We start from the raw sequence: 26,797 nt of genomic DNA, 5'->3' as shown, positions 1-26,797 counted from the left end.
TCGTGGCTTCTCACTGGCATGAGCCCTCTCCTTCCTGCTCCGGCACCTCGTACGACGCGTCGCCGTTCGCACCGGTGAACCAGAAGCGCAATCCCCCTCGGGAGATATCCCGTCGCACGAGTCGGCCGATCAGCGCCATGTTGAGGTCATGTGCCGTCTCCGCGTCCGCGTCGATCTGCAACCCATAGGCCACACCCGGGTCCATGCCGTGCACCTCGTCCCGGACGATCGAGAGCTGCGCCGGATTGCCACGCAGGATCCGATGCCCGGATTCCTGCAGCAGTTGGGCCGCGACCTGCAGCATCTCGAGCACGACGGAGCAACGCGAGTACGCCGCCGTCGTGCCCATGTACAGGCCATCGAGCACATCGTCCCAGTCGGGACGGTGCAGGTGTGGATCGATCGCCACCGATTCGTCGCAGGGGTCGCCGAACAGGACACTCGGCTCTCGCAGCAACAGCACCAGATCGCGGAAGTCCACGTTCGCCTTCGGCGCCAAGGGCGGCACCGAGGCCATCAGGGCCTTGGCCTCTTCCAGAAAGACATTCACCGACATCACGACTCCTCTCGACGGCAGGTCCACGACCCGAAGGGCAGCCAGTGTCGAGCGGAACGCGCGCTTGTCGATTCCCCTCGAAGAGCGATCCCGATGGGGGAATTGATTCGTGCAGGTCAGTCCGCCTGCACAAACTCATCGAGGTCAGGGACCCAACGATTGCAGGGCCTCGGCCGCCTCCGGTCGCGCGGGCTGGGCCTCCTTCAGGGCGAGAAGCACCCGCCGCGCGGCGGCGGGATCGCGTGGGGCGAGCGCCAGGGCCATGCGCAGGAGGGGGTCATAGGCGGGACGGAAATCGGCGCTGGTCCGGGCCGCGTCCAGCAAGGGCGCGCCGACCTGGGCCAGCATCTCGCCCGGGTCCGCCACCGGACGCACCTCGCGGCCCGCCTCGAGGAAGCGGTCCCGCGCGCGCCAGTACGCCTGCAAGCGTCGCGCGTCCTCGGGTGACCGGTCGGCGCGAGCGCCGAGCACCTCCTCGGGGCGGGCGCTCACGCGATGGAGCAGCTCGAAGAGCCGATCCTTGGGCGTCGACTCCGGCGCGTAGAGCAGACGCGGCGCCAGGTAGGCGACCACCGGCCGGTCGTCCGTGTTCATGGGCGCCTCGCGGGCGAAGTCCGCCAGCGCGGACGGGCCCGCCACGACGCTGCCGAGGACGGCGAACTCGTCCTCCAGGCCGAAGTCCGCGAGCGAGCGCCCGTCGCGACGCGCGGGGGCGCGCAGCAGGCGGTCGTGCCATTGGGCAAGACCTGTCCCCGTGAGGTGATCGGGATCGCGGTGGCCGACCAGGCCCACCACCGGCGTCTCCAGGCTGTTGCTGGCGAGCACGGCCATCCCGTCCGGATAGGCGGCCAGGAAGGCCCGCACCACGCTGCGCAGGCTGTCCAGGTCCAGCTGGTGCAGCGGCAGCCATTGGCAGAAGAGACCACCCGGCGCCAGGCGTTCCCGCACGGCCTCGAAGTGCTCGCGGGTGTAGAGCGCGCCGGAGCCGCTGCGCGCCGGATGGAAGTTGTCCGAGACGATGACGTCATAGGTCGACGGCGCCGCGCGGACGTAGCGGCGTGCGTCGGCGGCGACCAGACGCGGGGTCGCGCCGTCGAGGCCCAGCGCCGAGGTGAAGCGCGGCGAGGCGGCGATGACCTCGGGCAACAGTTCGACGGCGTCCACGCGGAGCGATGGATCCTGCGCCGCCGTCGACGAGGTCGCGCCCGTTCCCAGTCCCAGGAAGAGCACGCGTCGCGGCGACGGGTGCAGCAGCACCGGCAGCAAGGCCTGGCGGCCGTCGACGAACAGGCTGGCGCTGCTGCCCTCCTGCTGGCGGTTGTTGATGCGGAGTCGGGTCACGCCCTGCCCGTCCTCGACGACGCTCACCGCCGCCGTCGCGCCCTCGGCATAGCTGACGATGCGCGCGCCGGGCGGCACGTCGACGAAGGCGAGCGGCGCGCCGACGAGGCCGAGCAGGCCCAGCGCCGCGGCCGGTGCCCAGACCAGCGGACGGCGCCAGCCCGGTGCCGCCGCGCCGCCGGCCGAGGCCGCGAGCAGCAGGTAGCCGGCGGCGATGACCAGCAAGGCGGCCTTCGGTCCGAGCCAGGGCGCGAGGACGACGCCGAACAGCGGCGCCGCCGCGGCCGCGCCGAGCGTGTTCACCGCGAGGGCGTGGCCGAAGCCGATGCCTCGCGACATGGCGCGCGTGGCCAGGTGACTGAACCATGCGCCCATGACCAGCGTCGGCAGGGCGAAGGCCGCGAGCGCGAGCAGGGTCTCCACGCCGAGCGCCGCGCCGAAGCCCGGGCCGACGAGGGCGAACGCACCGTCCTTCAGCGAGGGCGCGGACCAGAGCGCCAGCAGGCCCAGCAGGCAGGCGATGGCGAGCAGCGCGGGGAGACGGAGGTCGAGCGCGCGGATCGCGCGTGCGTGGGTGGCCGACGGGTTCGCTGGAGGCGGGGAAGCGCGCTCGCCGCCGCGCGACGACAGCCAGCGCTGGTACAGGGCCGCGCCGGTCGAGGTTCCCACGAGATAGACCGCCAGCAGCAGCGCGAAGGTGTAGACCGTGTCCTCGTTGAGCTGGCTCAGCACGCGGACCACCATCACCTCGTAGCCGATGCCGAGCAGGCCGCTGAGGGCGAGCGGGAGGAACAGAAGACCCTCACCCCCGCCCTCTCCCGCAAGCGGGAGAGGGAGCAAGCCGCTCGCCTCGCGCGCCCGCTGCGGAGGAGATCGCCCGTCCCCTTCTCTCCCTCGCAACAGGTGCCGCATCTCGTCTCGCCTCTCCTCGTGCGCTCCCTCCTGCCTCTTCCCGTGCGCCCCTTCTTGCCTCTTCTCCTGCATCTCCTCTTGCCTCTTCTCGTGCGTCCCTTCTTGCCTCTTCTCGTGCGTCCCCTCTTGCCTCTTCTCGGGCGTCCCCTCTTGCCCCCTCTCCCGCGGGGCGGGAGAGGGTCGGGGTGAGGGTGGGAGCCCCCGCCAAGCGCCGACGACGCACAGCGCGTTCAGACCGGCGCAGACCATCGCGGTGCTCGCCAGCCCGATCCCCGGCACCAGCCAGAAGGTCACCAGCAGCACGCCCAGCACCGCGCCCGCCGTGTTCGCCGCGTACAGCCCCGCGATCGACCGGCGCCCGGCCCCGCGCGCCAGGCGCTCGATCGCCGGCAGCGTCGCGCCCATCGCGGCGGTCGCCGGCAGCAGCAGGACAAAGCTGGCGCCGAAACTCACCGCCCATTGCCACAGCGCCGTCGGCTCCGCGCCGATCCAGCGCTGCACGGCGTCGCCCGCCGGCCGCATCAGCACCACCAGCGCCAGCCCCCACAGACCGATCGCCGCTTCGCACGCCAGGTACCAGCGCCGCGGCTCGGCGGAGCGCTCGATGCGTCCGCCCAGCAGCAAGGCCCCCAGCGCCAGGCCGCCGAAGAACGCGGTCACCACGGCCAGCACCGCCGCCGCCTCGAAGCCCAGCCAGAGCGCGCATTGCTGCGTCCACACCATCTGGTAGCCCAGGCCCGCGAACCCCGAGACGGCCATCAGCGCGAGCGCGACCCGCGGCGTCACACGATCAGCGGGCGATGCCGACATCGGGAGGGCCGCTTCGGCGCCATGGTCCGGGCCGTCAGCGGCCTGCGCATGACCCAAGGCCGCCGCGCCGTCACGGGCGGCCGCGCCTTCACCGGCCACCGTGCTCATCCGCTGAACCCGACGGTGTAGCCCCACGAGTTCAACCGCGCCGGGATCGCGTTGAACGCCAGGCTGATGCGGCGCGGGCCCTCGTTCGGCGGGACCGCGTGCATCAGGTAGCTCGGGAAGAGCACCAGGTCGCCGGACGACGGCGCGGGGCTCACCCATTTCTCGGCGTTGAACGGCCCGGTCACCATGTCCGGGTGATCGTTCTTGAAGCTGAAATCGGTCCCGCCCGGCGACTTCATGAACACGGTCCGCGCCGAGTCGTCCGTCTCCGTCAGGTAGACCACGCCCGAGGCGAAGCTGTTGGCGTGGTTGTGCATCGCCTGGTGACCGCCGGTCTCCATCACGTTGACCCACATCTCCTTGACCGCCCAGGCCATGCGCTCGCCGAAGAGCAGCGCGCCGAACTCGGACAGCGGCCCGGCCAGCAGCGCCGCCACGTCGACCAGCAGCGGGCTGTCGCCCGGCTTGAGCATGCGCGTGTGCACCAGCTTCGCGGAGCTGTTGTTGTCCTGCCGCGCCTGCGCGCTGAAGTGCTCGACCAGCCCCCGCGCCAGCGCCGTCGGCAGCGCGCCCGCCAGCCGCATCACGGGAATCGGGAACAGCCCGTGCACCTCGGCCTTGCCCGGCGCCGCCGCGGTCGGCGTCGTCCCCGGGCCGGCCGTTCCCATGACGGCCTGGCCGCCGTTCTTCATCAGCAGGTTCATGCCCGTCCCCTCAGGCCAGGATCGCCGCCACGCGCGCCCACGACCAGTAGGCCGCCGCCGCGCCGATCGCGTACAGCAGCCCCGTGCGCAGCCGCGCCGCCGCCGGCCAGCGCCGCGCGACCCACCACAACCCCCAGCACAGGCCGACCGTGAGCAACTGGCCGATCTCGACGCCGACGTTGAAGCTCAGCAGCGCCACCATCAGGTGCTGCTGCGGCAGGCCGATCTCGCGCAGCGCGCCGGCGAAGCCCAGCCCGTGCACCAGCCCGAACAGGAAGGCCACCAGCGCCGGCCAGCGGCGCGCCAGGGTCTGGCGCTGGTGCAGCGCCTCGCCCGCCACCAGCACGATGGACAGCGCGATCGTGGCCTCCACCGGCGGCGGACGCAGCGCCAGCCAGCCCAGCGCGCTCATGCCCAGGGTCAGGCTGTGCGCCGCCGTGAACGCGGTGATGGTCCACAGCAGCCGCCGCCGGAAGCCGACCAGGAACAGCAGCCCGATCACGAACATCAGGTGGTCCACGCCGGCCAGGATGTGCTCGACCCCCAGCACCGTGTAGGCGCGCGCGATCTCGCCCCAGCCGCGCTGGTCCTCCGCCGAGCCGAACAGCTGCACCGAGGGCTGCCCCGCCGTCAGCGTGTACACGCGCGACTGCCCGTCCAGCCAGAACACCTTCACCAGCGCCGCCGAATACTGCTTGCCCACCCCCTCCATCGCGAAGCTGCCCCGCAACCCCTCCTTGCCGCAATGCAGGTTGAGCCCCTCGGCCTTGCAGCCCTCGGGCCACTGCGGCGTCAGCACCTCGTCGGCGGCCCGCTTCTCGCTGGCGGTCCATTGCCAGATGAACTCGCCCGGCGCGGTCTCGCGGACCTGCATCTCGGCCATGCTCATCTCGTGCGCATGGGCCGCGCGCGGCAGCAGCGCCATCAACGCGGCCATCGCCATCAGGCCGGCCAGCACCAGGCGCAAGGCGCCCTTCAGACCGAAGGAGAAGCCCGTCGCCGGCGGCCGCGAGGCCGGGGCCCGGCGCTCGATCCCGTCATCCCGCGCGGCGCTCATTGCTCACCGTCCTTGCCGGCGGTCCTGGCGCCGCCGGCCGGGGCCGGCGCCCCCTCGGCGTCGAAGCGGATCCTGTACTTGCCGCCCAGCGCGCGCACGGCGGCGCTGCGCTGCTCCGACAGCGTCGCGTCGGTCCAGTCCTGCAGCACCACGCCGCGCAGCACGGCGAAATCACCCGGTCGCGCCGGCGTGGCCGCCGCCAGACGCATCGCGCGCCAGCCGGGATGGCCGCCCTCCATTGTCCTGAAGACGCGCCACTCGCCGATCGGCGATCCCTCCAGCGCCTTGGCGAAGTCGCCGCCGTAGCTCTGGACCAGGTTGGCATGCGGCCGGCCCTTGAAGACGCGCAGGCCGGCGCCCGCGTCGCCGGACGCGCCACCGTTGAGCTTGGCGACGAAGGCGCGCAGCGCGGCCTCGTCCGCGTCGCCGGGCAGCACGGCCTCCTCGAAGTCGAAGCGCGCCGGATCGTCGTACTTGTCGCGATGCGCGTCGAACCAGGTCTTCAGGTGGGCGTCGTCGGCCGGCGGCAGCTTCACGCCCGCGTCGATCACGCTGAGGGACTTGAAGATCACGCGTTCCCGAATCGCCACGTCGCCCTTGTCCAGCTGCAGGGCCAGGCCCTCGCGGTACAGGATCTCGTTGTCCAGCCACACCTGACGCAGGGCCTGCAGTTCCTTGGCGTCCGGCTCGCGGCCGCGCGAGGCGGCGAAGACCTGCCGGGCCTCGGCGTCGACCTCGGGGCCGACGACGATCTGCATCGGGTCGTCCGCGCGGCGGGTCAACAGCTGATCGATGCCGAACAGCAGGCCGCCCAGCACCAGGAAGTGCAGCAGCGGCTCGCGCAGCCAGGCCGGCGCGCCGCGCCGGGCTCGCCCGGGGCCGGACGGGGCGTCGGAGGTCTTGGAGGAAGCGGTCGCGGGCGTGGTGCCGGGCATCGTCATGGACATGGTGTCGTGCGTCGAAGCGAAGAGATCGGGAGCTGCCGAAATGCGAATGCGCCGCGCGTTGCCGCGCGGCGCTGGAGCGTCGATGGACACGGCGCCGGCCGGATCGACTCGCGGCGATCGCGTCCCGTCGCCGGGAGGCGCGACCGCGCGCGAGGTCGGCCACGCCGGGCCGTGTCCATCGGGTCTGCCGGGTCAGGACGTCACTTGACGCCGGCCACCGTGGTGGAGCCGCTGACCTCGATGTAGACCGGGTTGCTGTAGAACCACAGGTCCGACCAGGCCGCCACGTCGTAGGCCACGTACTTCTGGCCGCCGACCACCGGCAGGTGGGCCGGGCAGCCGTCGATGGCGTTGCCGGTGTAGGTCGTGCCGTTGACCGGCACGTTGCTGCCCACCGTCGTGCAGGGGATGCGCAGCTTGGACGTGTCGTTGGCGTTGGTGTACAGGTCGGCGAGCGGATTGCCGCTGGCGTCGGTCTCGTAGGGCACCGAGGCCGGCATGTTGGTGCCGCGCAGGCGCACGTACTGGGAGGCCGTCACCGCGGGGATGCGGTAGCTCATCTTCAGGAAGCCGGTGTTGTCGACGCCCGAGCTGACCTTGACCCACGGGGACGCGCCCGCGCCGTTGAAGGTGCGGATGACCGCGGCCGTCGTGTTCTTGGCCGCGGCCGGCACGTTGGCCAGGCCGGTGGTCGTGCCGTCGGTGCGCAGCCAGTCGGTGTTGCGCGGCCATTCGCCGGCGTAGTCGGCCGCGCCGGGCTGGCGGTAGCCGCTGACCAGGCCGCGGATCAGGTCCACGTGGTCCAGCACCGGCTGGTTGATCGGCTGGTTGATGCCGACCTGCAGCAGCGACGGATTCGGGAACGCGTACGGCGAGTAGTTCGTGCCCGCCGGATCGCGCAGCGCGACCGCGACGACCAGTTCCGCGCCCGGACGCACGACCAGCTTCTCGCCCATCGTGGCGCAGCCGGCGATGTCGGTGTCGGTGTTGCCGGTGGCGGCGTTCAGAGCCAGGGCCTCGACCGAGGCGCTGCTGCGCGCGGCCGGGCCGGGGTAGGACGCGCACACGACCAGCGCCAGGCGGTCGATCAGCTGACCGGTGGTCGACCAGGCGTTGCCCGAGCGCAGGCCGTTGACGATGGTCTGCGGACGCAGCTTGTCGGCGGCGTTGCGGACCATCACGTAGGTGCGCTGGTACTCGCCCGGATAGAAGTCCTGGGTCGAGCGGCGGTCGTCCGGACCGAAGCTGCCCCGGTTGTGCCAGTCGGAGCTCGCGAAGAACCAGAAGTTGCGGCCTTCACCCAGCAGCGAATCCCACACGCCGCCGACGATGCCGGCGTACACGCCGGTGCCGCCGAAGGTCGTGCCGCCGACCGAGTCCACCTTCTGCGTGCCGAAGGTGTTGCGGTTGACCTGGTACTCGCCGCGGTTGCTCGAGGCGCCGTGACCCGGCTGCGACTCGAAGCCGAAGGCGACGCCCGGCGCGGTGTTGTTGAAGTTGCGCAGATGCTCGACGTTGAAGCCCTGGTTGCCGTCGGCGTAGAACGGGCCGGCGCGCTCCAGGTGGGCGGGCACGTAGTAGCTGGTGTCGGGGTGGTACTGGGCCATCCACTTCAGCGCTTCCAGCGTCTTGAGGTGGCCGCGCGTGCCGACGCCGGCGCCGCTGGCCGGCAGCAGCTTCTGGGCCTGCGCGTTCCAGCTGACGTCGGCCGTGCTGTTGCTGCCCGGGACCGCGCAGTTCCAGTTGTTGCCCACGGCCGAGCCGGTCACGTTGCCGCGGCTCTTGTCGGTGTCGCCACGGTCGAAGCAGTAGGACCATTGGGCCAGCGCGTTGGCGTTGCCCAGCGCCGCGTAGCTGCCCGACGCGGGCAGCGTGGCGTTGTCCAGCGCCATCGGCATCTGGCCGGTCACGATGGACATGGAGGTGTGCTCATGGCCGGCCACCACCGATTCCATGCCGATGAACAGCGGCTGGTTGCGCAGCGCGGCCAGGTACTCCAGCACCGGGTACTGGTACTCCTGGATGGACTGCCAGCGCCACATGTTGCCGTTGCCGCCCACGCCACCGTTGTCGCCCTTGATGGCGGCCGCGCCGATGCTGGCCGTCCAGGTCGTGTCCGGGCCCTTGCCGGCGACGTAGGGGTAGGCCGGCGTGGACAGCGAGGCGTCCTCGACCAGCGTGCAGTTGCGGTTGCCGTTGCCGCCGTGGCCGGCTTGCACGAACCAGTCCAGGCCCCAGGGGGTGTCCTGCTTGTCGGTGGCCTTCTTCACCAGCTTCTGCATCGAGATCGAGCCGTCCGAGCAGGTGGTGTGGTTGTGGAAGTCGCCGCTGACGTAGCGGCCGGGGGTCTTGCCGGCGGCCGACACCGAGGCCGGGGCGAGCGTCAGGCTGGTCGAGCCCAGGGCGGCGAGGGCCGCGATGGCGACGTCACGCCGCGCGAAAGGGAAACGCATGATTTCTTCTCCAGGTTATTCCAAGGACCACGTGCGAAAAATCACGCGCAGCGTAGGCAGGGGCCTTGACCGAGCCGTGACAGATCGGTGGCGTTTGCTCTGGAGGAGTCACCTGAAATGAGGGACGCGGGAAACCCTCGGACTGTGCGTTCCGTCACGCAACTGCCTTCATGGAATTCGAGACTGCGACCTCCCGATCACATGGGTCGAGACCTGACCCCAGCTGGAGCCATTCCATGAAGCGTGTTGTCCTTTCCGCGCTCGCGGCCGTTGCCGCGCTGAGCGCCCTCCCCGCCTCGGCCAACGTCGTCACCATCGACTTCGACGGCCCGACGAGCTTCGGCCCGGTCGCCGACTACTACGCGTCCAAGGGCGTGGTGTTCAGCGAGGGCGCGCTGGCCCTGAGCAACGACGGCATGGCCGACACGCCCAGCGGCAACTACTACAGCAACGCCCCGACGATGGGCGGCGTGATGTTCACCTTCGACGTGCCGGCCTACCTGAATTTCGCGCAGGGCTTCGCGGGCGAGGTGTCGCTGTTCTACTCGGCGGCCGCGGCGCTGGCGGGCGGCATCTCCGTCTACAGTGGCCTGAACGGCACGGGCTCGCTGCTGGGCAGCTTCGATTTCTCGGCCAACGCCAACGCGGGTTGCGCCGACTCGACCTTCTGCCACTGGGACCGGATCGCGCTGGCCTTCGCGGGCACGGGTCATTCGATCGCCTTCAGCAACGGCACCTCCGTCGCCTTCGACAACGTGTCGCTGAACGCCGTGCCGGAACCCGAGTCCTACGCGCTGATGCTCGCCGGCCTGGCCGCGCTGGGCGTGGTGGCGCGTCGCCAGCGCAAGCCCTGATCGCCCTGCTCCGCGAGGCGTGAACCACCAGGCCGATGCGCGCGGGCGCATCGGCCTGGTTCAGCTGGCGCAGACGCGGAAGACCTGCCGGACGTCTTCCATTTGTTCCTCAAGCTCCTCAGCCCTGACAGACGATGGAAGTCGGTAATCCGCCTTCACTCGACGTTCCTTCTGCTTTCGCAGAAGGTTCCCGAGCTCCTTGGAACGTGCCTGTTGATTCAATGAGCATGCCCCATCCGGGCTTCCAAGTCGTTCGATCAGGCGTTGGTGGACGCCGAAAGTGCTTTTGCCCGATTTCCCCTTTCGAGGGAGGCGGCGCTCCCACTCCGCGCAAAAATGAAAGGACGCGTAGTAGGCCCGAGAAATGGCGGATCGACGCCACGCCTCTCCGCGTTGCCGGGACTGCGTTTCAGCCAGCGCGTGCAGTTGTTCAGGCTTGACGGCCATGCTCAATCTCCGATATCGAGCCCCAGCGCCCGATGCCGCTCGAGCTCTCGTTCCAGCGAGGCTTCGACCTCCGCCTCGGCGCCCTCACCGACCGTGAAGTAGAAGCTGAAGCCCCGATGCGGAATGTCGAGGAAGAGCGCCATGCTGCAGAGCTCCCGGTTCATCTCGCTGATCGTCTCGCACGGGGCGTCGATGCTCAGATCGACGATGACGGTCATCGTGTCGTCCTCCCACATGAAGTCGATCGAGGGGTCACCGCGGCAGATCCTCGCGCCATGCCGACGCACGATGTTGGCCGCGACTTCGATCAGCAGCATCGCCGCGCCGCACCCCGTATCCCAGTACTCCAGGTAGCGTCTAATCTCATGAGGCACCTGATCCCAATCGATGACCTCGTCGGGTTCGCGAGCCTCGCGCTCCGACGCCTCGCCGAAGACGAATTCGGGATAGCGGAGCATCCGCGTCAGGGCCAGCAACCCGGGCATCCGGTCATGCCACTCCTCGCCCGAGATCCCCTCGTCGAACGGGTACTTGATGAACGGCTCCGCCGTCCCGTTGTCCATCACCATCATCTCGCCACTCCTTCCGCTGCGCGCTCGGCAACGGCGCCGAGGCGTCCAAAGTTTCGGAGCGGTCGGCCTCCGGGCGATATCCACCAAGATGCGGAGCCGATGGGGGAACTGATTCGAGTAGGTCAGTGCCCTCCCGCGAACACGGGAGGGCGGCGCCACTTGCGCCTCAGAAGCTGCGGCGCAGCGTCACGCGGACCGTGCGCGGCTCGGCGGGATGCACGTGGCGATCCGCCACTGGCGCGGCCTCGCCGGGCAGGCGCGATTCGTAGAAGTACTCGATGTCGTTGACCTTGCGGTCGAGGAGATTGAAGACGTCCAGCGTCAGCGCCGTCTTCGCGCCGAAGCGCCGGCTCACCCGCAGGTTGGTCGTCAGCGAGGGCCGCGAGCGGACGCTGTCGTCCTCGATCAGCGCCGCGCTGCCCAGGTAACGCCATTGCAGGCTGGCCGACCACGGCCCCAGCTCCCGCACTGTCACCCCCACCGACGCGACCCGGTCCACCGCATTGGGGATGCGATCCCCCGCCGGATCCGCATCCGAGAAGCGCGCATGGGTCCACGCCAGGTCCGCGTCGATCAGCAGCCAGGGCAGCGGCACGTAGCGGTTGTTCCACTCGATCCCGCGCCGCCGGCTCGGCCGGTTGGCCTCGGTCGCGCCGGCATCGCCGACGTAGACCAGCTCCGAATCGAAGTCCAGCTTCCACAACGCCAGCGAGCTCTGCAGCCCCGGCAGCCATTCCGTCCGCAGGCCGAGCTCCATCCCCCGCGCCTTGACAAGACCTGGCACCGGATCGACGGGATCCCCGCTGCGCGGGTCGACCCGCGCCGTCACGCCGCGCGCGTCGTTGCTGTGGAAGCCCCGACCCGCGTCGACGAAGAACTCGGTCTTCGCCCAGGGGCCGAGCACCAGCGAGAACTTCGGCGACACCAGCGTCGCCCGCGCCGAGCCGGAGTTCTCCAGCTTGCCCAGGCTGTCCACGCGGAAGCGCGCCTGATCCGCGCGCACGCCGATCACCGTGCGCGCCCAGGGCGTCAGCTCCACGCTGGTCTGGCCGTGGATCCCGACCAGCGTCTCCCGCACGCGATCGTCGCGCGTGGTGCCGATCACCGCGCGGGCCTCGGTGTCGAACAGGCCGACCCGTGCGCGGTCCTGTCGCAGCTGCACCCCGAGCTCGCTGCGCGCCGGCAATCCGCCCAGCGTGTGGTCGACCGCGTGGCTGGCGCTGGCACCGTAGACCTTGCGGTCGTCCTGCTGCGCGAACTGGTCGCCGGTGTCCGGCCGCTCCATCGCGTAGGTGAAATTCGAGTACAGCGACAGCTGGTAGCTCATCGCATAGGCGGCGACGCGGGTGCTGGCGCCCTCGGCGTCGCGCGACCATTCGCCCGACAGGCTGCCGCGGCGCGTGCGGCCGCCGTCGGTGGGATCGATGGCGTCGAAGCGCCCGAAGGGTCGGCCCTCGAAGCGGCCCGCGTCGATCAGGCGTTGCGGCACCTGGTCCGTCGAGGTCCAGTCCGCGCGGTAGTCCATCAGCCCCACGCGCCAGCGGTCCTCGCCCGTGCCGCCGGACAGGCTCAGCACCAGGTTGCGCCGGTTCAGGGCCTCGGGGAGCTGCCAGGGGCCGTCGTTGCCCATCGCCTCGACGGCGCCGAGCAGCTGCATCCCCGCGCCCACCTCGGTCGAACCGGCCGCCAGTGCGCGGCGGTAGCGCCCCTCGCCGAGGGTGAGGCTCGCGAACGGCGCGTCCAGGCGTCGCTGGTACTGGATGTCCGCCGAGCCCGCCGCCGCGAAGTCCCCGTTGCGCGCGAAGTACGGCCCCTTGCGGTAGTCGATGCGCTCGACCAGTTCCGGAATCAGGAAGTTCAGGTCCGCGTAACCCTGGCCGTGCGCGTGCGTCGGCATGTTGACCGGCAGCCCCATCACCGTGGTGGCGAAGTCGGTCCCATGGTCCAGGTTGAAGCCGCGCAGGAAGTACTGGTTGGCCTTCCCGTCGCCGCTGTGCTGCGTGACGATCAGGCCGGGGACGAACTCGAGCACCTCGCCCGGCCGCAACGCGGGACGGCTCTTGAGCAGTTCCGCCCGGATGGCGCCCTGCGACGCGGCATCGGCGCTGCCCAGCCCGTTGTCGTAGTGCCGGCCGCTGAGCTCCACCCGCTCCAGCGGCACGGGGCCGGCGCTGGCCAGGGGCGAGGACTCGGTCACGGCCGGCTTGCGCGCGGGCTCCGCCTCGCCCTGCCCGGCCCAGGCCGCGGGGAGCGCGGCGCCGCAACCCAGGACACAGGCCCAGGCCACGCGGCCCAGCGGCGCGCGCGCCGTCTTCTTCTTCATTCGTCCCCCTCCGGATCCAGCCATCGACGAGTGCCGGGACGCCTGCGCGCCATGGCCCGAAAGGCGCACGTTAAGGAGGAGTGATGACGCTTTTCCTAAGGACAGGGCCCGTATTCGCGGGGGGACGGGCACCGGGGCCCCCCCGGCATGCGGAGCGCCCCGATGACGGGGCGCTGGGGGGAGCAATCGACGGGCCGGTCGGCGCGGTCCGCGCCGTCGCCTCAGTTCAGGCCGCGCAGCGGGTGGGCGGCCGCGGTCCAGGGGCTCTGGAAGAAGGCCTCGACCTGGGCGCGGGTCACGTCCTCGACCCGGGCCGGGTTCCAGCGGGGCTGATGATCCTTGTCGACCGCCAGCGCGCGGATGCCCTCGACGGTCTCGCTCGCGGCGCCCGGGCGCAGGTGGAAGCTGCGGTGCACCAGGTCGCGCTCCATGCGCAGGTCGTCGGCCAGCGACAGGCCGCGGGCGCGGCGGATCTGTTCCAGCGTCACCGCCATCATCAGCGGGGAGCGCTTGCGCAGCGTCTCCAGGGTGTGCGCGGCCCAGGGGTCGCTGTCGGCGGCCAGCGACGCGAACAGCGCCGGCACCGAGTCCGCCTGGAAGTGGCGGTTGATCAGCGCGCGGGCTTCCCAGTGCTCGGCCATCGGCGCGAGGTCGGCGCGCTCCATGACGGTGGCGACCACGTGCTCGGCGCTGTCCTGCGCGCCAGACCGGAAGGCCTCGACGATGGCCGGCAGCTCGGCGCTCTTGACGAAGACGTCGCCCAGGCCCAGCTCGATCGCGTCGCCCGCGCCGATGACCTGGCCGGTCAGCGCCAGCCACTCGCCGCTGTGGCCGGGGCAGCGCGACAGGAAGTAGCCGCCGCCCACGTCGGGGAACAGGCCGATGTTGGTCTCGGGCATGGCCAGCTTGGAATGCTCGGTCAGCACGCGCAGCTTGGCGCCCTGGCTGATGCCCATGCCGCCGCCCATCACCACGCCGTCCATCAGCGCGATGTAGGGCTTGGGGAACTGGTGGATCAGGTGATTGAGCGCGTATTCCTCGGTGAAGAAGGCTTCCAGCGCCTCGTCGCCGGCCAGCGCCGCCTGATGGAAGAAGCGGATGTCGCCACCGGCGCAGAAGGCCGCGGGCTTGCCCTCGCGGCCGGCGCCCAGCACCGCCACGGCCTCGATGCGCGGATCCGCGGCCCAGGCGCGCAGCAGCGCCGTCATGTCGCGGATCATGGCCAGCGACAGCGCGTTCAGCGCCTGCGGACGGTTCAGCGTGATCAGGCCCAGGCAGCCATTGACCTCGGCCAGGACCAGCCCCTCGGATTGCAGCGACGGAATCACAGCGACATCTCTCCCCTCTTGCGAGCCCCCGGGCGGCGCTCCGCGCCCGGCTGCTCGTCGTCAATCAAACTCAAATGCGGCCCGCACCATAACACCCCCGGACGACGGGCGCGGGAGCCTGAAGTCATGCCGCGCCCCGGGGGCCGCCACGGCTGTCCGCGACGCGCCCACCGGCACCGGCGGTCCGCCGCCGCTCATTCGTCCTTGTAGATGCCCACCGCCGGCGTGCCGCCCGCCTCGACCCAGCCGCGATACATGCCCTCGGTGTTGAAGCCGAGCCAGACACCGCCCTGGTCGTCGACCGCGATCAGGCCGCCCTCCCCGCCGACGACGGGGAGCTCCTCGAAGACCACGCGCCGGCAGGCCGCCTCCAGGGGCTGTCCGGCCAGGCGCATCAGCGCGCTGATCTCGTGCGCGGCGGCCAGGCGCATGAAGGCCTCGCCGGTGCCGGTGCAGGAGACCGCCACCCGCGCGTCCGCGTAGCAGCCCGCGCCCAGGATGGGCGAGTCGCCGACCCGGCCCGAGCGCTTGTTGGTCATGCCGCCGGTCGAGGTCGCCGCCGCCAGTCGCCCCTGGGCGTCGCGCACCACCGCGCCGACGGTGCCGAACTTGGTGCGCTCGTCCAGCGGCGCCTCGGGCGTCGCGGCCGCGGCGGCCAGGGTCTGGCCGTCGTGGTCCAGCACCTGACCCGACGCGCTCGCCTGAGCCACGCGCAGCTGCGCCAGCCGTTGCGGGGTCCCGAACCAGCCGGGCTCGACCCGCTCGAGCTGCTGCTCGAAGGCGAAGGTGTCGGCCGCCGGGCCGATCAGCATCACGTGACCGCTGTGCTCCATGACCGCCCGCGCCGCGAGCACCGGATTGCGCACCCGCGTCACGCCCGCCACCGCGCCGGCCCGGCGCGTGGGGCCGTCCATCACGCTGGCGTCGAGCTCATGGCGCTCGTCGGCGGTGTAGACCGCGCCCTTGCCGGCGTTGAAAAGCTCGCACTCCTCCAGCCGCCGCACCGCCTCGATCGCCACGTCCAGCGCCGCGTCGCCGCGCGCCAGCTGACGCTCGCCGTCGGCCAGGATCTTCGCCAGCTCGGCGCGGTAGGCCGCCTCCATCACGCCAGACATCCGCGACCGCAGGATCGTGCCCGCGCCGCCATGGATCGCGAGCACCGGCTTGGCCGCCTCGGAGGGCGATCCGGCAGCGCCTCCGGAGGATGCGTGGCGGGACGGGGCGGCGGACGACGGATGGGCGGACATGGGTGGCTTTCGAGCGATGACGGAACGGTCAAGGGGCGCCGCATTCTCGCCGGGCGCCGGCCTCCGGCATGTCCCTGGGCTTGTCCCGGTCGGGACACGGAAAAAGCGAACGCTCGTGCTAAAAACCGTCGCAGTCCAGTCCGGGCCAGTCCCGGGCGATCACGACCAGCCAGACGACAGCAAGACCTGGAGACAAGACATGGACCTGAATTTCACGCCTGAGGAACAGGCCTTCCGGGCCGAGATCCGGCAATGGGTGGCGGACCACCTGCCCAAGGACATCAGCCACAAGGTGCACCACGCGCTGCGCCTGAACAAGGACGATCTGCAGCGCTGGGCGCGCATCCTGGGCAAGCAGGGCTGGCACGGCTGGGCCTGGCCCAGGCAGTTCGGCGGCCCGGGCTGGAACGCCGTGCAGCGCCATCTGTTCGAGGAGGAATGCGCGCTGGCGGGCGCGCCGCGCGTCGTGCCCTTCGGCCCGGTGATGGTGGCGCCGGTGATCATGGCCTTCGGCTCGCGCGAGCAGCAGGAGCGCCACCTCCCCGGGATCATGAGCGGCGACGTCTGGTGGAGCCAGGGCTACAGCGAACCGGGCTCGGGCTCGGACCTGGCCTCGGTCAAGACCCGCGCCGAGAAGCGCGGCGACACCTACATCGTCAACGGCCAGAAGACCTGGACCACGCTGGGCCAGTACGGCGACTGGATCTTCTGCCTGGTGCGCACCGACGCCAGCGTCAAGCCGCAGGCCGGCATCTCCTTCCTGCTGATCGACATGAAGTCGCCCGGCGTGACCGTGCGGCCGATCATCATGCTCGACGGTGAGCACGAGGTGAACGAGGTCTTCTTCGACAACGTCGAGGTGCCGGCCGAGAACCTGGTGGGCGAGGAGAACAAGGGCTGGACCTACGCCAAGTACCTGCTCGCGCACGAGCGCACCAACATCGCCGACGTCAACCGCGGCAAGCGCGAGCTCGAACGGCTCAAGCGCATCGCCAAGGCCGAGGGCGTCTACGAGGACGCGCGCTTCCGCGACCAGATCGCGCTGCTGGAAGTCGACATCGTGGCGCTGGAGATGATGGTGCTGCGCGTGCTGTCGGCCGAGAAGAGCGGCAAGCAGTCGCTGGACGTGGCGGGCCTGCTCAAGATCCGCGGCAGCGAGATCCAGCAGCGCTACACCGAGCTCATGATGCTGGCCGCCGGGCCCTACGCGACGCCCTTCATCCAGGAGGCCATGGAGGCCGGCTGGCAGGGCGACCAGGTCGGCGCGGCCCACTGCGCGCCGCTCGCGAGCCACTACTTCAACTATCGCAAGACGACGATCTACGGCGGCTCCAACGAGGTGCAGCGCAACATCGTCGCCCAGACCGTGCTCGGCTGAGCCCCGCCCGCGGCAGACACGAGGAGACAGACACATGGACTTCGATTTCACCGACGACCAGATCTCGCTGCGCGACGCGGTGCAGCGCTACGTGGAGAAGGATTACGGCTTCGAGCACCGTCGCGGCATCGTCCGGGCGGGCGGGTTCTCGCGCGAGACCTGGAACGGCCTGGCCGGCCTGGGCCTGACCGCGCTGGCCGTGCCCGAGGCGCATGGCGGCCTGGGCTTCGGCCCGGTCGAGGCGATGGTGGTGATGGAGGAACTGGGCCGCGGCCTGGTGATGGAGCCGTATGCGCAAGGCGCGCTGGTGGCGCCGGCCGTGCTGGCCCGCGCGAGCGAGGCCGCACAGGCCGAGTGGCTGCCGCGCATCGCCTCGGGCGACGCGCTGGTGGTGCTGGCGCATCAGGAGCGCCGCGCGCGCTATCGCCTGGACGTCTGCGACACGCTGGCCAGCGCCGATCACCGCCTGAGCGGCCTCAAGAGCGTGGTCCCGGCCGGGGATCAGGCCGACGCCTTCATCGTCCCCGCGCGCGCCGGCGGCGCCGATGCGGGCATCGCGCTCTACCTGGTCGCCAAGGACGCGCCCGGCGTGACGCTGCGGGGCTATGCGCTGCACGACGGCTCGCGCGCCGCGGAGCTGACGCTGAAGGACGCGCCGGCGACGCTGCTGGTCGGCCCGGATCGCGGCCTGGCCACGCTGGCGCTGGCCGTCGACATCGCCATCGCGGCGCAGGCCGCCGAGGCGGTCGGCGTGATGGATCGCTACGTCGCGCTGACGGCGGACTACCTGAACACGCGCAAGCAGTTCGGCGTCGCCATCGCCAGCTTCCAGGCCCTGCGCCACCGCATCGCCGACGTGAAGATGCAGCTGGAGCTGGCGCGCTCGATGAGCTACTTCGCCACGCTGAAGCTGGGCGAGTCCGACGAGGCGCGCCGGCGCGCGGTGTCGCAGGCCAAAGTGCAGCTGGGCCAGTCGATGCGCTTCGTCGGCCAGCAGTGCACGCAGCTGCACGGCGGCATCGGCGTCACCGACGAGTACATCGGCAGCCACTACTTCAAGCGGCTGACCGTGATGGAAATGCAGTACGGCGACTCGATGCATCACCTGGGCGAGGTCAGCAGCCGCATGGCGGACACCGCCGGCGTCTTCGCCTGAGGCGACGCGCCCGGACGCGACTCGTCACGCCTCGTCGGGACGGGTCGCGCCTAAACTCGGTGGCACTCGCCGCGCCCCCCGCGCGGCGCGGGAGTCCACCATGCCTTTCGCCGCCCGCTTCCGGACCGCCGGCCTGCTCTGCGCAGCCGGCGTCCTCTCCGCCCTGCCCGCCCTCGCCCAGGACATCAAGCCCGGGCTGTGGGAGATGAAGCAGCGGCCGCAGTTCGACGGCCAACGCCAGGCGCAGATGGCGCAGATGCAGAAGCAGATGGCGGCGCTCCCGCCGGAGCAGCGCAAGCAGATGGAGACCATGATGGCGCAGCATGGCCTGAGCATGGACTTCGCCGCCGGCGAGGTGACGCTCAAGGCCTGCGTCACCAAGGAGCAGGCGGACCGCGCCCTGCTGCCCAACCGCGCCGACGGGAAGTGCGAACACAGCACCCAGCGCAGCGGCAACACGCTGATGGTGACCTTTCGCTGCGCGAATCCGACGTCCGAGGGGACCAACGAGATCACCCTCGACGGACCGGACCATTACCTGACCAAGTCGGACGTCCGCATGCAGCGCGACGGCAAGACCGAGACCATGCGCGCCACCGGCGAGGCCCGCTGGCTGGGCAGCGACTGCGGATCGATCAAGCCCCAGACCGCGAAGGACGCGGAGGGCACCCGCCCCCCGCGCGTCACGCCGTGAGCGCGGCGCCCGAGGACATCGGCAGCCTCTGCGATGTCGCCGGCCTGAAGGTCGGCCACTACACCCACCCCGGCGTTCCGACCGGCTGCAGCGTCGTGCTGTGCGAGGCCGGCGCGACCGCGGGCATCGACGTGCGCGGCGCGGCGCCCGGCACCCGCGACACCGAGCTGCTGCGCCCCGAGAACACGGTCCAGCAGGTCCATGCGGTGATGCTGACCGGGGGCAGCGCCTTCGGCCTGGCCGCGGCGGACGGCGCGATGCGCTGGCTGGCCGAGCACGGCCACGGCTTCGCGGTCGGCGACGTGCGCGTGCCCATCGTGCCGGCGGCGGTGCTCTTCGACCTGTGGCTGCATGGGGCCGACACCGCGCCCGACGCCGCCGCCGGACGCGCGGCCTGCGAGGCGGCCACGAGCGCGGAGCGCGGGCGAGGCCGCCTCGGCGCCGGCGCCGGCGCGACGGTCGGCAAGCTGATGGGCGTGGACCGCGCGATGAAGGGCGGGCTGGGCATGGCCTCGGTCCGCGTGGGGGACGTGACGCTGGCGGCGATGGTCGCGGTCAACGCGGTGGGCGACGTGGTCGACCCGGCCGGCCGGGTGATCGCCGGCACGCGCGGCGCGGACGGCCAGCCGCGCTCCACCGTCCAGGCCCTGCTGGCGGGCGAGCCGGTCGGCGGCGCCCTGGCCGGCAGCGCCACGACGATCGGCGTCATCGCCACCGACGCGCGGCTGACCAAGGCACAGGCCACCAAGCTGGCGCAGATCGCCCACGATGGGCTGGCCATCGCGATCCGACCGGTGCACACGGTGATGGACGGGGACGTGATGTTCGCGCTGGCCACCGGGGCGGCGCAGGTCGACGGCGACATGACGCGCCTGGGCGCGGTGGCCGCGGAGGTGGTGGCGCGGGCCATCGTGGATGCGGTCCGGGCGGCCGCGCGACAATCGCGCCCATGAGTTCCGTCCCCCCATCCACGAAGTCCGCCAAGGCCGCCAAACCCGTCGCCATCGCCCAGATCCTCTTCAGCCAGGGCTTCGGCACCCGCCGCCATTGCGCCGCGCTGGTCGACCACGGCCTGGTGTCCATCGGCGGCGAGGTCGTCGAGGACCCGCAGCAGGCCTTCCCCACCGAGGGCCTGGTCTTCGAGGTCGAAGGCAAGACCTGGCCCTTCCATGAGAAGGCGCTGATCCTGCTGCACAAGCCCGCGGGCTACGAGTGCTCCCGCAAGCCCAGCCACCATCCGAGCGTGTTCTCGCTGCTGCCGGAGCCGCTGCGCAACCGCGACATCCAGCCCGTCGGCCGCCTGGACGAGGACACCACCGGCCTGCTGCTGCTGACCGACGACGGCCCGCTGCAGCACAAGCTGACCAGCCCGAAGTACCACGTGCCCAAGCTCTACCAGGCCAGCTGCAAGGCCCCGCTGGACGAGGCGCAGCTGCGCCGGCTGGTCGAAGGCGTGCTGCTCGAGGAGCGCAATCCCCGACTGGCCGAGGAGCCGGTCAACGCCGTGTCGGCGCGCGCCCTGCCCGACGGCCGCCTGGAGATGGCGCTGACCGAGGGCCGCTACCACCAGGCCAAGCGCATGGTGGCCGCCGTCGGCAACCGCGTGCTGACGCTGCACCGCCAGCGCATCGGCGCGCTGGACCTGCCGGCCGACCTGCCCGTCGGCGGCTGGCTCTGGATGGACGACGCTCAGCGGGCACTGGCGATGTCGGAGCCCGGCGACGGCGCCTGACCCCGATCGGGCGCGTTTCGCACCGCGCTCGCGCCTTCCCCCTCCGGGAAGGTCCCGAGACAACTCGTCACATTCCCCGGGTAGAAACGCGGCACAAAGCGTCGCCCTGCGGCGGCGCATCACGCCTGGAGGGGCGTATCGGCCGGATTCCTCGACGGCCGTGTCGTATGGGAATGTCTGTGATTCAAAGTAACGGGGACTCCGGCACCGCCAGCATCGCGGTGCAGGTGCGGGCGGAACGCCTGGCCCATCTGCAGGCGCGCGTGCTGATGCCCGCGTGCATCGGCGCCGTCTTCGGGCTGCTGCCGGTGATCCTGCTGTGGCCGCACCTGCCCGCGGTGGAACTGCTGGCCTGGCTGGGCGCCCGCTGGGGCATCTCGCTGTGGCGCAGCCTGGACGCCCATCGCTTCCGCCGCCTGCCCGCCATCGAGCGCGCCTCCCCGCGCCGCGAGCGGCGCTACCTGATCGGCATCGCCCTGGACGGCCTGGCCTGGGGCCTGATCGGCGCGCTCTTCGCCACCCCCAACCTGCCCGAGATCGACGGCGCGGTCATGACCACGCTGGTCGGCCTGGTCGCCTTCACCATGGTCTCGCTGGGCCACTGGGCCCGGGCGCAGGCGCTGTTCTCCTCGCTGGTCTTCGCGCCGCTGGCCGTGCGGCTCGCCCTGCAGGGCGGCACGGTGGGCTGGCTGAGCGTGGGCGGGCTGGTGATGTTCTGGCTGCTGACGATGCTGGAGTCGCGCCGCATCGAGGCCCGCACCCTGGAACTGCTGCGCCTGCGCTTCGAGCAGGCCCGGCTGGCCGAGCAGCGCCAGGTCGCGCTGCACGCCGCCGAGGAGACCAGCTCCAGCAAAAGCCGCTTCGTCGCGGTGATGAGCCACGAGATCCGCACCCCGCTCAACGGCATCCTGGGCATGGCCCAACTGCTGGAGCGCGGCGAGCTCAGCCCGCAGCAACGCGAGCAGGTCGACATCGTGCGGCGCTCGGGCCGCCACCTGCTGACGCTGGTCAACGACATCCTGGACCTGGCCCGCATCGAGTCGGGCAAGCTGGTCGTGGACGCCCACCCCTTCGACGTGCGCGAGGTGGTCGGCGACGTGACCCGGCTGCTGGGCGAGACCGCCCGGTCCAAGGGGCTGGACTTCGAGCTCGCGATCGCGCCGCAGCTCCCCGCGCGGGCGATGGGCGACGCCTCCCGCATCCAGCAGGTGCTGCACAACCTGGTGGGCAACGCGATCAAGTTCACCGACCACGGCGGCGTCAGCGTCGACGTGTCGACGGTGCTGGACATGCGGGCCGGCACGCTGCTGCGCTTCGCGGTGAAGGACAGCGGGGACGGCATCCCGGCCGACCAGCTGGAACGCATCTTCGCGCCCTTCGAGCAGGCCCGGAGCACCGAGCCCGGCCGCACGCGCCGGCGCGACGGCACGGGCCTGGGGCTGACGATCTCGCGCGAACTGGCGCGGGCGATGGGCGGCGACCTGCGCTGCGCGTCCTCGCCGGGGCGTGGCTCGGTGTTCGAGTTCACCCTGCCGCTGCAACCCTGCGCGGCGGCGGACGCGGTCGCGGAGCCGATCCGCCCCGCGCCGCAGCAGCCGCTGCCGCAGCTGCGCGGCCGAGTGCTGCTGGTGGACGACAGCCCCGTGAACCTCCTGGTCGCCACGACCATGCTGCAGCGCTGCGGCCTGCAGGTCACCGCCGCCGAGGACGGCCGCCAGGCCCTGGAGCAGTTGCGCGCGCAGCGCTTCGACCTGGTGCTGATGGACTGCCAGATGCCGGAGCTGGACGGCTTCGAGGCGACCCGGGCCTGGCGTCAGGAAGAGGCGCGCCGGCTGCTGCCGCGCACACCGGTGGTGGCGCTCACCGCCAGCGCGGTCAACGACGACCGCGACCGCTGCGCCGCGGCCGGCATGGACGACTTCCTGGTCAAGCCCTTCGAGATCGACGACCTGATGACGCTCGTCACGCGGCATCTGCCCGCCACGGCGCGGGCCGACGCGGCGGCGGCCTGAGCGGCATCGCCCCGGCGCGCCGGGATTGTCCCGGTCGACTCGCCGGGCCTTCCGGCCGGCAGATAATCCCCGCCCATGCAGGTTTTCCGCGGCTTCCACCATCCGGGCATCGCGGCGCAGTGCGCGCTGACGATCGGCAACTTCGACGGCGTCCATCGCGGCCACCAGGCCATGCTGGCGCTGCTGCTCTCCGAGGCCCGCCATCGCGGCCTCCCGACCTGCGTGCTGACCTTCGAGCCGCATCCGCGCGACTTCTTCGCCAAGAAGATGAACAAGCCGGAGCTCTCCCCCGCCCGCATCGCCACGCTGCGCGACAAGCTGCAGGAGCTGGAGCGCTGCGGCATCGACCAGGTCGTGGTGCTGCGCTTCGACGAGGCGCTGGCCTCGCTGCCCGCCCAGGACTTCATCCAGCAGGTGCTGATCGACGGGCTGGGCACGAAGTACGTGCTGGTCGGCGACGACTTCCGCTTCGGCGCCAAGCGCCAGGGCGACTACGCGACGCTGGACGCGGCCGGGCAGCGCCAGGGCTTCGACGTGGCGCGGATGATGAGCTACGAGGTGCACGGCCTGCGCGTGTCCAGCTCCGCGGTGCGCGAGGCGCTGGCCGCCGGCGACATGGACGGCGCGGCGCGGCTGCTGGGGCGGCCCTACTCGATCTCCGGTCACGTGATCCACGGCCAGAAGCTGGGCCGCCAGCTGGCCGAGACCGCGCCCGGCGCGGCCGACGGCTTCCGCACGCTGAATCTGCGCTTCGACCATGAGAAGCCGGCCGCGCACGGGATCTTCGCGGTGCGGGTGCACGGCATCGACGGCGACTGCGGAACGGTGCTCGATGGGGTGGCCTCGCTGGGGGTGCGACCCACCGTCGAGGACGCCGGCCGCGTGCTGCTGGAGGTCCACGCGCTGGACTGGCCGGCCGCGCTGGCCGCCCGCCTGGGCCCCGGCGAGGCCTACGGTAAACTCGTGCGCGTGGAACTCCTCCAAAAATTGCGCGATGAAGCCCGTTTCGACGGGCTCGATTCGTTGACGGCCGCGATCCGCGAGGACGTCCGTCAGGCGCGCGAGTTCTTCGCGCAACAGGCGGGCCCGCACGCCGCCGTCCGCCGCCAGACCACGCGCGACCGAATTTGACGGGCTGACCGCCCTCTCCCGCGTTCAGCCGGCGCGCGGCGTCCCACCGCCCCCGCGCCCCACCCTTCGTTCCTCGCCGCCCCGACCGCATCCGGGGCCGCCCTCTTCGATTGCCGCTGCCATGACCGACACGTCCAAGCCCGACTACCGCTCGACGCTCAACCTGCCCGACACCGCGTTCCCGATGCGCGGCGACCTGCCCAAGCGCGAGCCGGGCTGGGTCAAGGAATGGGAAGACCAGGGCATCTACCAGCGCCTGCGGGATTCGCGTTGCGGCAAGCCCAAGTTCGTGCTGCACGACGGCCCGCCCTACGCCAACGGTCAGATCCACATGGGTCACGCGGTCAACAAGATCCTCAAGGACATGATCGTCAAGGCGCGTCAGCTCGAGGGCTTCGACGCCGCCTACATCCCGGGTTGGGACTGCCACGGCCTGCCCATCGAGAACCAGATCGAGAAGACCTTCGGCCGCGGCCTGCCGCGCGACGAGGTGCAGGCCAAGAGCCGCAAGTACGCGGGCGAGCAGATCGACCAGCAGCGCACCGACTTCAAGCGTCTGGGCGTTCTCGGCGACTGGGACCGCCCCTACCGCACGATGGACTTCAAGAACGAGGCCGGCGAGATCCGCGTCCTCAAGCGCCTGTTCGAGCGCGGCTTCGTCTATCGCGGTCTGAAGCCCGTGTACTGGTGCTTCGACTGCGGCTCCTCGCTGGCCGAGTTCGAGATCGAGTACGCCGACAAGCACTCGCCCGCCGTCGACGTCGCCTTCCTGAGCGCCGAGCCGCAGAAGCTGGCCGCGGCCTTCGGCCTAGACAAGCTGGACAAGGAGGCGTTCACCGTCATCTGGACCACGACGCCCTGGACCATCCCGGCCAACCAGGCGCTCAACCTGAACCCGGAACTCCCGTACGCGCTGGTCGACACCGAGCGCGGCTACTTCGTCGTGGCCGAGGCGCTGGTCGAGAAGTGCCTGGCCCGCTGGGGCATCGAGGGCCAGCAGGTCGCCGTCACGCCGGGCAAATCGCTCGAGCTGCTCAAGTTCAAGCATCCGCTGGCCCATGTGCACCCGGGCTATGACCGGGAGAGCCCGGTCTACCTGGCCGACTACGCCACCGCCGACGACGGCACCGGCGTGGTCCACTCGGCCCCCGCTTACGGCGTGGACGACTTCAACTCCTGCATGTCGCACGGCCTGGCCTTCAAGGACATCCTGAACCCGGTCCAGGGCAACGGCGTCTATGAGGCCGAGCTCCCCTTTTTCGGCGGCCAGCACATCTGGAAGGCCAACCCGGTCATCGCGCAGGCGCTGCTGGACGCCGGCCGCCTGATGGCGCAGAGCAAGATCAGCCACAGCTATCCGCACTGCTGGCGCCACAAGAGCCCGGTGATCTACCGTGCCGCGGCGCAGTGGTTCGTGCGCATGGACGAGGGCGACGGCGTGTTCACCGTCGACAAGGCCGAGAAGACGCTGCGCCAGCTGGCGCTGGACGCCATCGAGCAGACCAGCTTCTATCCCGAGAACGGCCGCGCGCGCCTGCACGACATGATCGCCGGCCGTCCCGACTGGTGCATCTCGCGCCAGCGCAGCTGGGGCGTGCCGCTCCCGATCTTCCTGCACAAGGACAGCGGCCAGCCGCACCCGAAGACGCTGGAGTTCATCGAGCGCGCCGCGCAACTGGTCGAGGCCGGTGGCGTCGAGGCCTGGTCCAAGCTGGATCCGGCCGAGTGGCTGGGCGCCGAGGCCGAGCAGTACTCCAAGGGCCAGGACATCCTGGACGTGTGGTTCGACTCGGGATCGACCTTCCAGCACGTGCTCAAGGGCTCGCACGCCGGCGCGGCGCACGAGACCGGCCCGGAAGCCGACCTCTACCTGGAAGGCCATGACCAGCATCGCGGCTGGTTCCACTCCTCGCTGCTGATCTCCTGCGCGATCAACGGCCGCGCGCCCTATCGCGGGCTGCTGACCCACGGCTTCACCGTGGACAGCCAGGGCCGCAAGATGAGCAAGTCGCTGGGCAATGGCGTGGACCCGCAGGAGACCAGCAAGTCGCTGGGCGCCGAGATCATCCGGCTGTGGGTGGCGGCGTCCGATTACTCGGGCGACATCGCCGGCGACAAGAAGATCCTGGACCGTGTCGTGGACGGCTACCGCCGCATCCGCAACACGCTGCGCTTCTTGCTGGCCAACACCTCGGACTTCGACGCCGCGACCGACGCGGTCCCGCTGGACCAGCTGCTGGAGGCCGACCGCTATGCGCTGGCCCGCGCCGCGCAGTTCCAGCAGGAGATCCTGGCGCATTACCAGCGCTATGAATTCCACCCGGTGGTGGCCAAGCTGCAGGTGTACTGCTCGGAGGACCTGGGCGCCTTCTACCTGGACGTGCTGAAGGACCGGCTGTACACGACGGCCCCGAAGTCGCTGGCGCGCCGCTCGGCGCAGACGGCGCTGTGGCACATCACGCACGCGATGCTGCGCTGGATGGCCCCGTTCCTGAGCTTCACCGCGGAAGAGGCGTGGAAGGTCTTCGCCGGCAAACAGGTCGGCGAGACCATCTTCACCGAGACCTACTGGTCCTTCGGCGTGGCGCATGACGACGGCCTGATCGCCAAGTGGAACCGCATCCACGAGATCCGCGATGCGGTGAACAAGGCGATCGAGGACGTACGCAAGACCGGCGCGATCGGCTCGTCGCTGCAGGCGGAAGTGGCGCTGGGCGTGAACTCGGAAGACCTGGCGCTGCTGGCCAGCCTGGGCGAGGACCTGAAGTTCGTGCTGATCACCTCGGCGGCCACGGTCGCCGCGGCGCAGGAACTGAGCGTGACGGTCACCCCGTCCGAGCAGCAGAAGTGCGAGCGCTGCTGGCACTACCGCGCCGACGTCGGCGTGAATCCGGCGCATCCGACGATCTGCGGCCGCTGCGAGAGCAACCTGTACGGCGACGGCGAGACTCGCACGGTGGCCTGATCACCCCCGCCGACGCGACAAGGCCGCCGCGCCCTTCGGGCCGGCGGCCTTTTCCATGGGCGCCGCTCGG

At 71.1% G+C, this 26,797-nt stretch carries 20 protein-coding genes; 9 read left to right on the top strand and 11 right to left on the bottom strand.

Features of this window, described 5'->3' with window-relative positions:
- Positions 1-10 precede the first annotated feature (10 nt).
- From MCHT01_RS17385 to MCHT01_RS17360, 6 genes are all read right to left on the bottom strand, one after another.
- On the bottom strand, positions 11-556 hold the full coding sequence (locus MCHT01_RS17385) for a hypothetical protein (RefSeq protein ID WP_067066793.1): 546 nt from the start codon (positions 554-556) through the stop codon (positions 11-13).
- 144 nt (positions 557-700) lie between these two features.
- Positions 701-3,727, bottom strand: a complete 3,027-nt coding sequence (locus MCHT01_RS17380; protein WP_067066791.1) for a fused MFS/spermidine synthase — start codon at positions 3,725-3,727, stop codon at positions 701-703.
- A complete protein-coding gene (locus MCHT01_RS17375) occupies positions 3,724-4,431 on the bottom strand; it encodes a TIGR02466 family protein (RefSeq protein ID WP_218017910.1) in 708 nt (235 codons plus the stop codon). Before MCHT01_RS17375 ends, MCHT01_RS17380 begins: the two co-directional genes overlap by 4 nt.
- A gap of 10 nt (positions 4,432-4,441) precedes the next feature.
- Complete coding sequence (locus tag MCHT01_RS17370) at positions 4,442-5,488, bottom strand: HupE/UreJ family protein (RefSeq protein WP_245643377.1); 1,047 nt, start codon at positions 5,486-5,488, stop codon at positions 4,442-4,444.
- A complete protein-coding gene (locus MCHT01_RS17365) occupies positions 5,485-6,435 on the bottom strand; it encodes a peptidylprolyl isomerase (protein WP_174549064.1) in 951 nt (316 codons plus the stop codon). The genes MCHT01_RS17370 and MCHT01_RS17365 overlap by 4 nt, the downstream gene beginning before the upstream one ends.
- A gap of 200 nt (positions 6,436-6,635) precedes the next feature.
- Positions 6,636-8,888: a hypothetical protein gene (locus MCHT01_RS17360; RefSeq protein WP_067066790.1), complete on the bottom strand. Its 2,253-nt coding sequence runs from the start codon at positions 8,886-8,888 to the stop codon at positions 6,636-6,638.
- A gap of 236 nt (positions 8,889-9,124) precedes the next feature.
- On the opposite strand from MCHT01_RS17360, the gene MCHT01_RS17355 reads away from it, so the two are divergent.
- Positions 9,125-9,742, top strand: coding sequence for a PEP-CTERM sorting domain-containing protein (locus tag MCHT01_RS17355; RefSeq protein ID WP_067066788.1), 618 nt, complete (start codon positions 9,125-9,127; stop codon positions 9,740-9,742).
- 60 nt (positions 9,743-9,802) lie between these two features.
- Here the strand turns inward: MCHT01_RS17355 and MCHT01_RS26320 are convergent, their stop codons facing one another.
- From MCHT01_RS26320 to MCHT01_RS17335, 5 genes are all read right to left on the bottom strand, one after another.
- Positions 9,803-10,189: a hypothetical protein gene (locus MCHT01_RS26320; RefSeq protein WP_148661582.1), complete on the bottom strand. Its 387-nt coding sequence runs from the start codon at positions 10,187-10,189 to the stop codon at positions 9,803-9,805.
- Between the two features lie 2 nt (positions 10,190-10,191).
- The gene (locus MCHT01_RS17350; RefSeq protein WP_067066786.1) at positions 10,192-10,761 is read right to left on the bottom strand and encodes a hypothetical protein; all 570 of its coding nucleotides are present in this window, start codon (positions 10,759-10,761) and stop codon (positions 10,192-10,194) included.
- A 166-nt stretch (positions 10,762-10,927) separates the two neighbouring features.
- Positions 10,928-13,084, bottom strand: coding sequence for a TonB-dependent receptor (locus tag MCHT01_RS17345; protein ID WP_084452852.1), 2,157 nt, complete (start codon positions 13,082-13,084; stop codon positions 10,928-10,930).
- 221 nt (positions 13,085-13,305) lie between these two features.
- Positions 13,306-14,412, bottom strand: coding sequence for an enoyl-CoA hydratase/isomerase family protein (locus tag MCHT01_RS17340; RefSeq protein WP_148661581.1), 1,107 nt, complete (start codon positions 14,410-14,412; stop codon positions 13,306-13,308).
- A 194-nt stretch (positions 14,413-14,606) separates the two neighbouring features.
- Positions 14,607-15,659: an isoaspartyl peptidase/L-asparaginase family protein gene (locus MCHT01_RS17335; RefSeq protein WP_084452850.1), complete on the bottom strand. Its 1,053-nt coding sequence runs from the start codon at positions 15,657-15,659 to the stop codon at positions 14,607-14,609.
- A gap of 199 nt (positions 15,660-15,858) precedes the next feature.
- Between MCHT01_RS17335 and MCHT01_RS17330 the strand changes: the two genes are divergently transcribed.
- From MCHT01_RS17330 to ileS, 8 genes are all read left to right on the top strand, one after another.
- On the top strand, positions 15,859-17,037 hold the full coding sequence (locus MCHT01_RS17330; protein ID WP_067066784.1) for an acyl-CoA dehydrogenase family protein: 1,179 nt from the start codon (positions 15,859-15,861) through the stop codon (positions 17,035-17,037).
- A 34-nt stretch (positions 17,038-17,071) separates the two neighbouring features.
- Entirely contained in the window at positions 17,072-18,193 is a 1,122-nt protein-coding gene (locus tag MCHT01_RS17325; protein ID WP_067066782.1) for an acyl-CoA dehydrogenase family protein, read from the top strand.
- Between the two features lie 100 nt (positions 18,194-18,293).
- Positions 18,294-18,887 carry a DUF3617 domain-containing protein gene (locus MCHT01_RS17320; RefSeq protein ID WP_067066781.1) on the top strand — a complete coding sequence of 198 codons (594 nt, stop codon included), beginning with the start codon at positions 18,294-18,296 and terminating at the stop codon, positions 18,885-18,887.
- Complete coding sequence (locus MCHT01_RS17315) at positions 18,884-19,840, top strand: P1 family peptidase (RefSeq protein WP_067066779.1); 957 nt, start codon at positions 18,884-18,886, stop codon at positions 19,838-19,840. Before MCHT01_RS17320 ends, MCHT01_RS17315 begins: the two co-directional genes overlap by 4 nt.
- On the top strand, positions 19,837-20,619 hold the full coding sequence (locus MCHT01_RS17310) for a pseudouridine synthase (protein WP_067066777.1): 783 nt from the start codon (positions 19,837-19,839) through the stop codon (positions 20,617-20,619). Before MCHT01_RS17315 ends, MCHT01_RS17310 begins: the two co-directional genes overlap by 4 nt.
- A gap of 179 nt (positions 20,620-20,798) precedes the next feature.
- The gene (locus MCHT01_RS17305) at positions 20,799-22,631 is read left to right on the top strand and encodes an ATP-binding protein (protein ID WP_169806151.1); all 1,833 of its coding nucleotides are present in this window, start codon (positions 20,799-20,801) and stop codon (positions 22,629-22,631) included.
- Positions 22,632-22,706: 75 nt separating this feature from the next.
- Positions 22,707-23,762, top strand: a complete 1,056-nt coding sequence (locus MCHT01_RS17300; RefSeq protein WP_067066774.1) for a bifunctional riboflavin kinase/FAD synthetase — start codon at positions 22,707-22,709, stop codon at positions 23,760-23,762.
- Between the two features lie 121 nt (positions 23,763-23,883).
- Positions 23,884-26,727: an isoleucine--tRNA ligase gene (gene ileS / locus MCHT01_RS17295; RefSeq protein WP_067066772.1), complete on the top strand. Its 2,844-nt coding sequence runs from the start codon at positions 23,884-23,886 to the stop codon at positions 26,725-26,727.
- The last annotated feature ends 70 nt before the right edge of the window (positions 26,728-26,797 follow it).

Source organism: Mitsuaria chitosanitabida ATCC BAA-476 = NBRC 102408, assembly GCF_001598255.1.
Lineage (GTDB): Bacteria > Pseudomonadota > Gammaproteobacteria > Burkholderiales > Burkholderiaceae_C > Roseateles > Roseateles chitosanitabidus.
Note: the sequence above shows the minus strand (reverse complement) of the source record. Positions and strands in the feature narration are given on the sequence as shown.

Coding starts and splice junctions, on each gene's coding strand:
- MCHT01_RS26320 (WP_148661582.1), bottom strand. CDS start 10,189: ATGGCCGTCAAGCCTGAACAACTGCACGCGCTGGCTGAAACGCAGTCC.
- MCHT01_RS17370 (WP_245643377.1), bottom strand. CDS start 5,488: ATGAGCGCCGCGCGGGATGACGGGATCGAGCGCCGGGCCCCGGCCTCG.
- MCHT01_RS17300 (WP_067066774.1), top strand. CDS start 22,707: ATGCAGGTTTTCCGCGGCTTCCACCATCCGGGCATCGCGGCGCAGTGC.
- MCHT01_RS17325 (WP_067066782.1), top strand. CDS start 17,072: ATGGACTTCGATTTCACCGACGACCAGATCTCGCTGCGCGACGCGGTG.
- MCHT01_RS17360 (WP_067066790.1), bottom strand. CDS start 8,888: ATGCGTTTCCCTTTCGCGCGGCGTGACGTCGCCATCGCGGCCCTCGCC.
- MCHT01_RS17350 (WP_067066786.1), bottom strand. CDS start 10,761: ATGATGGTGATGGACAACGGGACGGCGGAGCCGTTCATCAAGTACCCG.
- ileS (WP_067066772.1), top strand. CDS start 23,884: ATGACCGACACGTCCAAGCCCGACTACCGCTCGACGCTCAACCTGCCC.
- MCHT01_RS17310 (WP_067066777.1), top strand. CDS start 19,837: ATGAGTTCCGTCCCCCCATCCACGAAGTCCGCCAAGGCCGCCAAACCC.
- MCHT01_RS17330 (WP_067066784.1), top strand. CDS start 15,859: ATGGACCTGAATTTCACGCCTGAGGAACAGGCCTTCCGGGCCGAGATC.
- MCHT01_RS17345 (WP_084452852.1), bottom strand. CDS start 13,084: ATGAAGAAGAAGACGGCGCGCGCGCCGCTGGGCCGCGTGGCCTGGGCC.
- MCHT01_RS17380 (WP_067066791.1), bottom strand. CDS start 3,727: ATGAGCACGGTGGCCGGTGAAGGCGCGGCCGCCCGTGACGGCGCGGCG.
- MCHT01_RS17355 (WP_067066788.1), top strand. CDS start 9,125: ATGAAGCGTGTTGTCCTTTCCGCGCTCGCGGCCGTTGCCGCGCTGAGC.
- MCHT01_RS17335 (WP_084452850.1), bottom strand. CDS start 15,659: ATGTCCGCCCATCCGTCGTCCGCCGCCCCGTCCCGCCACGCATCCTCC.
- MCHT01_RS17375 (WP_218017910.1), bottom strand. CDS start 4,431: ATGAACCTGCTGATGAAGAACGGCGGCCAGGCCGTCATGGGAACGGCC.
- MCHT01_RS17385 (WP_067066793.1), bottom strand. CDS start 556: ATGTCGGTGAATGTCTTTCTGGAAGAGGCCAAGGCCCTGATGGCCTCG.
- MCHT01_RS17365 (WP_174549064.1), bottom strand. CDS start 6,435: ATGTCCATGACGATGCCCGGCACCACGCCCGCGACCGCTTCCTCCAAG.
- MCHT01_RS17320 (WP_067066781.1), top strand. CDS start 18,294: ATGCCTTTCGCCGCCCGCTTCCGGACCGCCGGCCTGCTCTGCGCAGCC.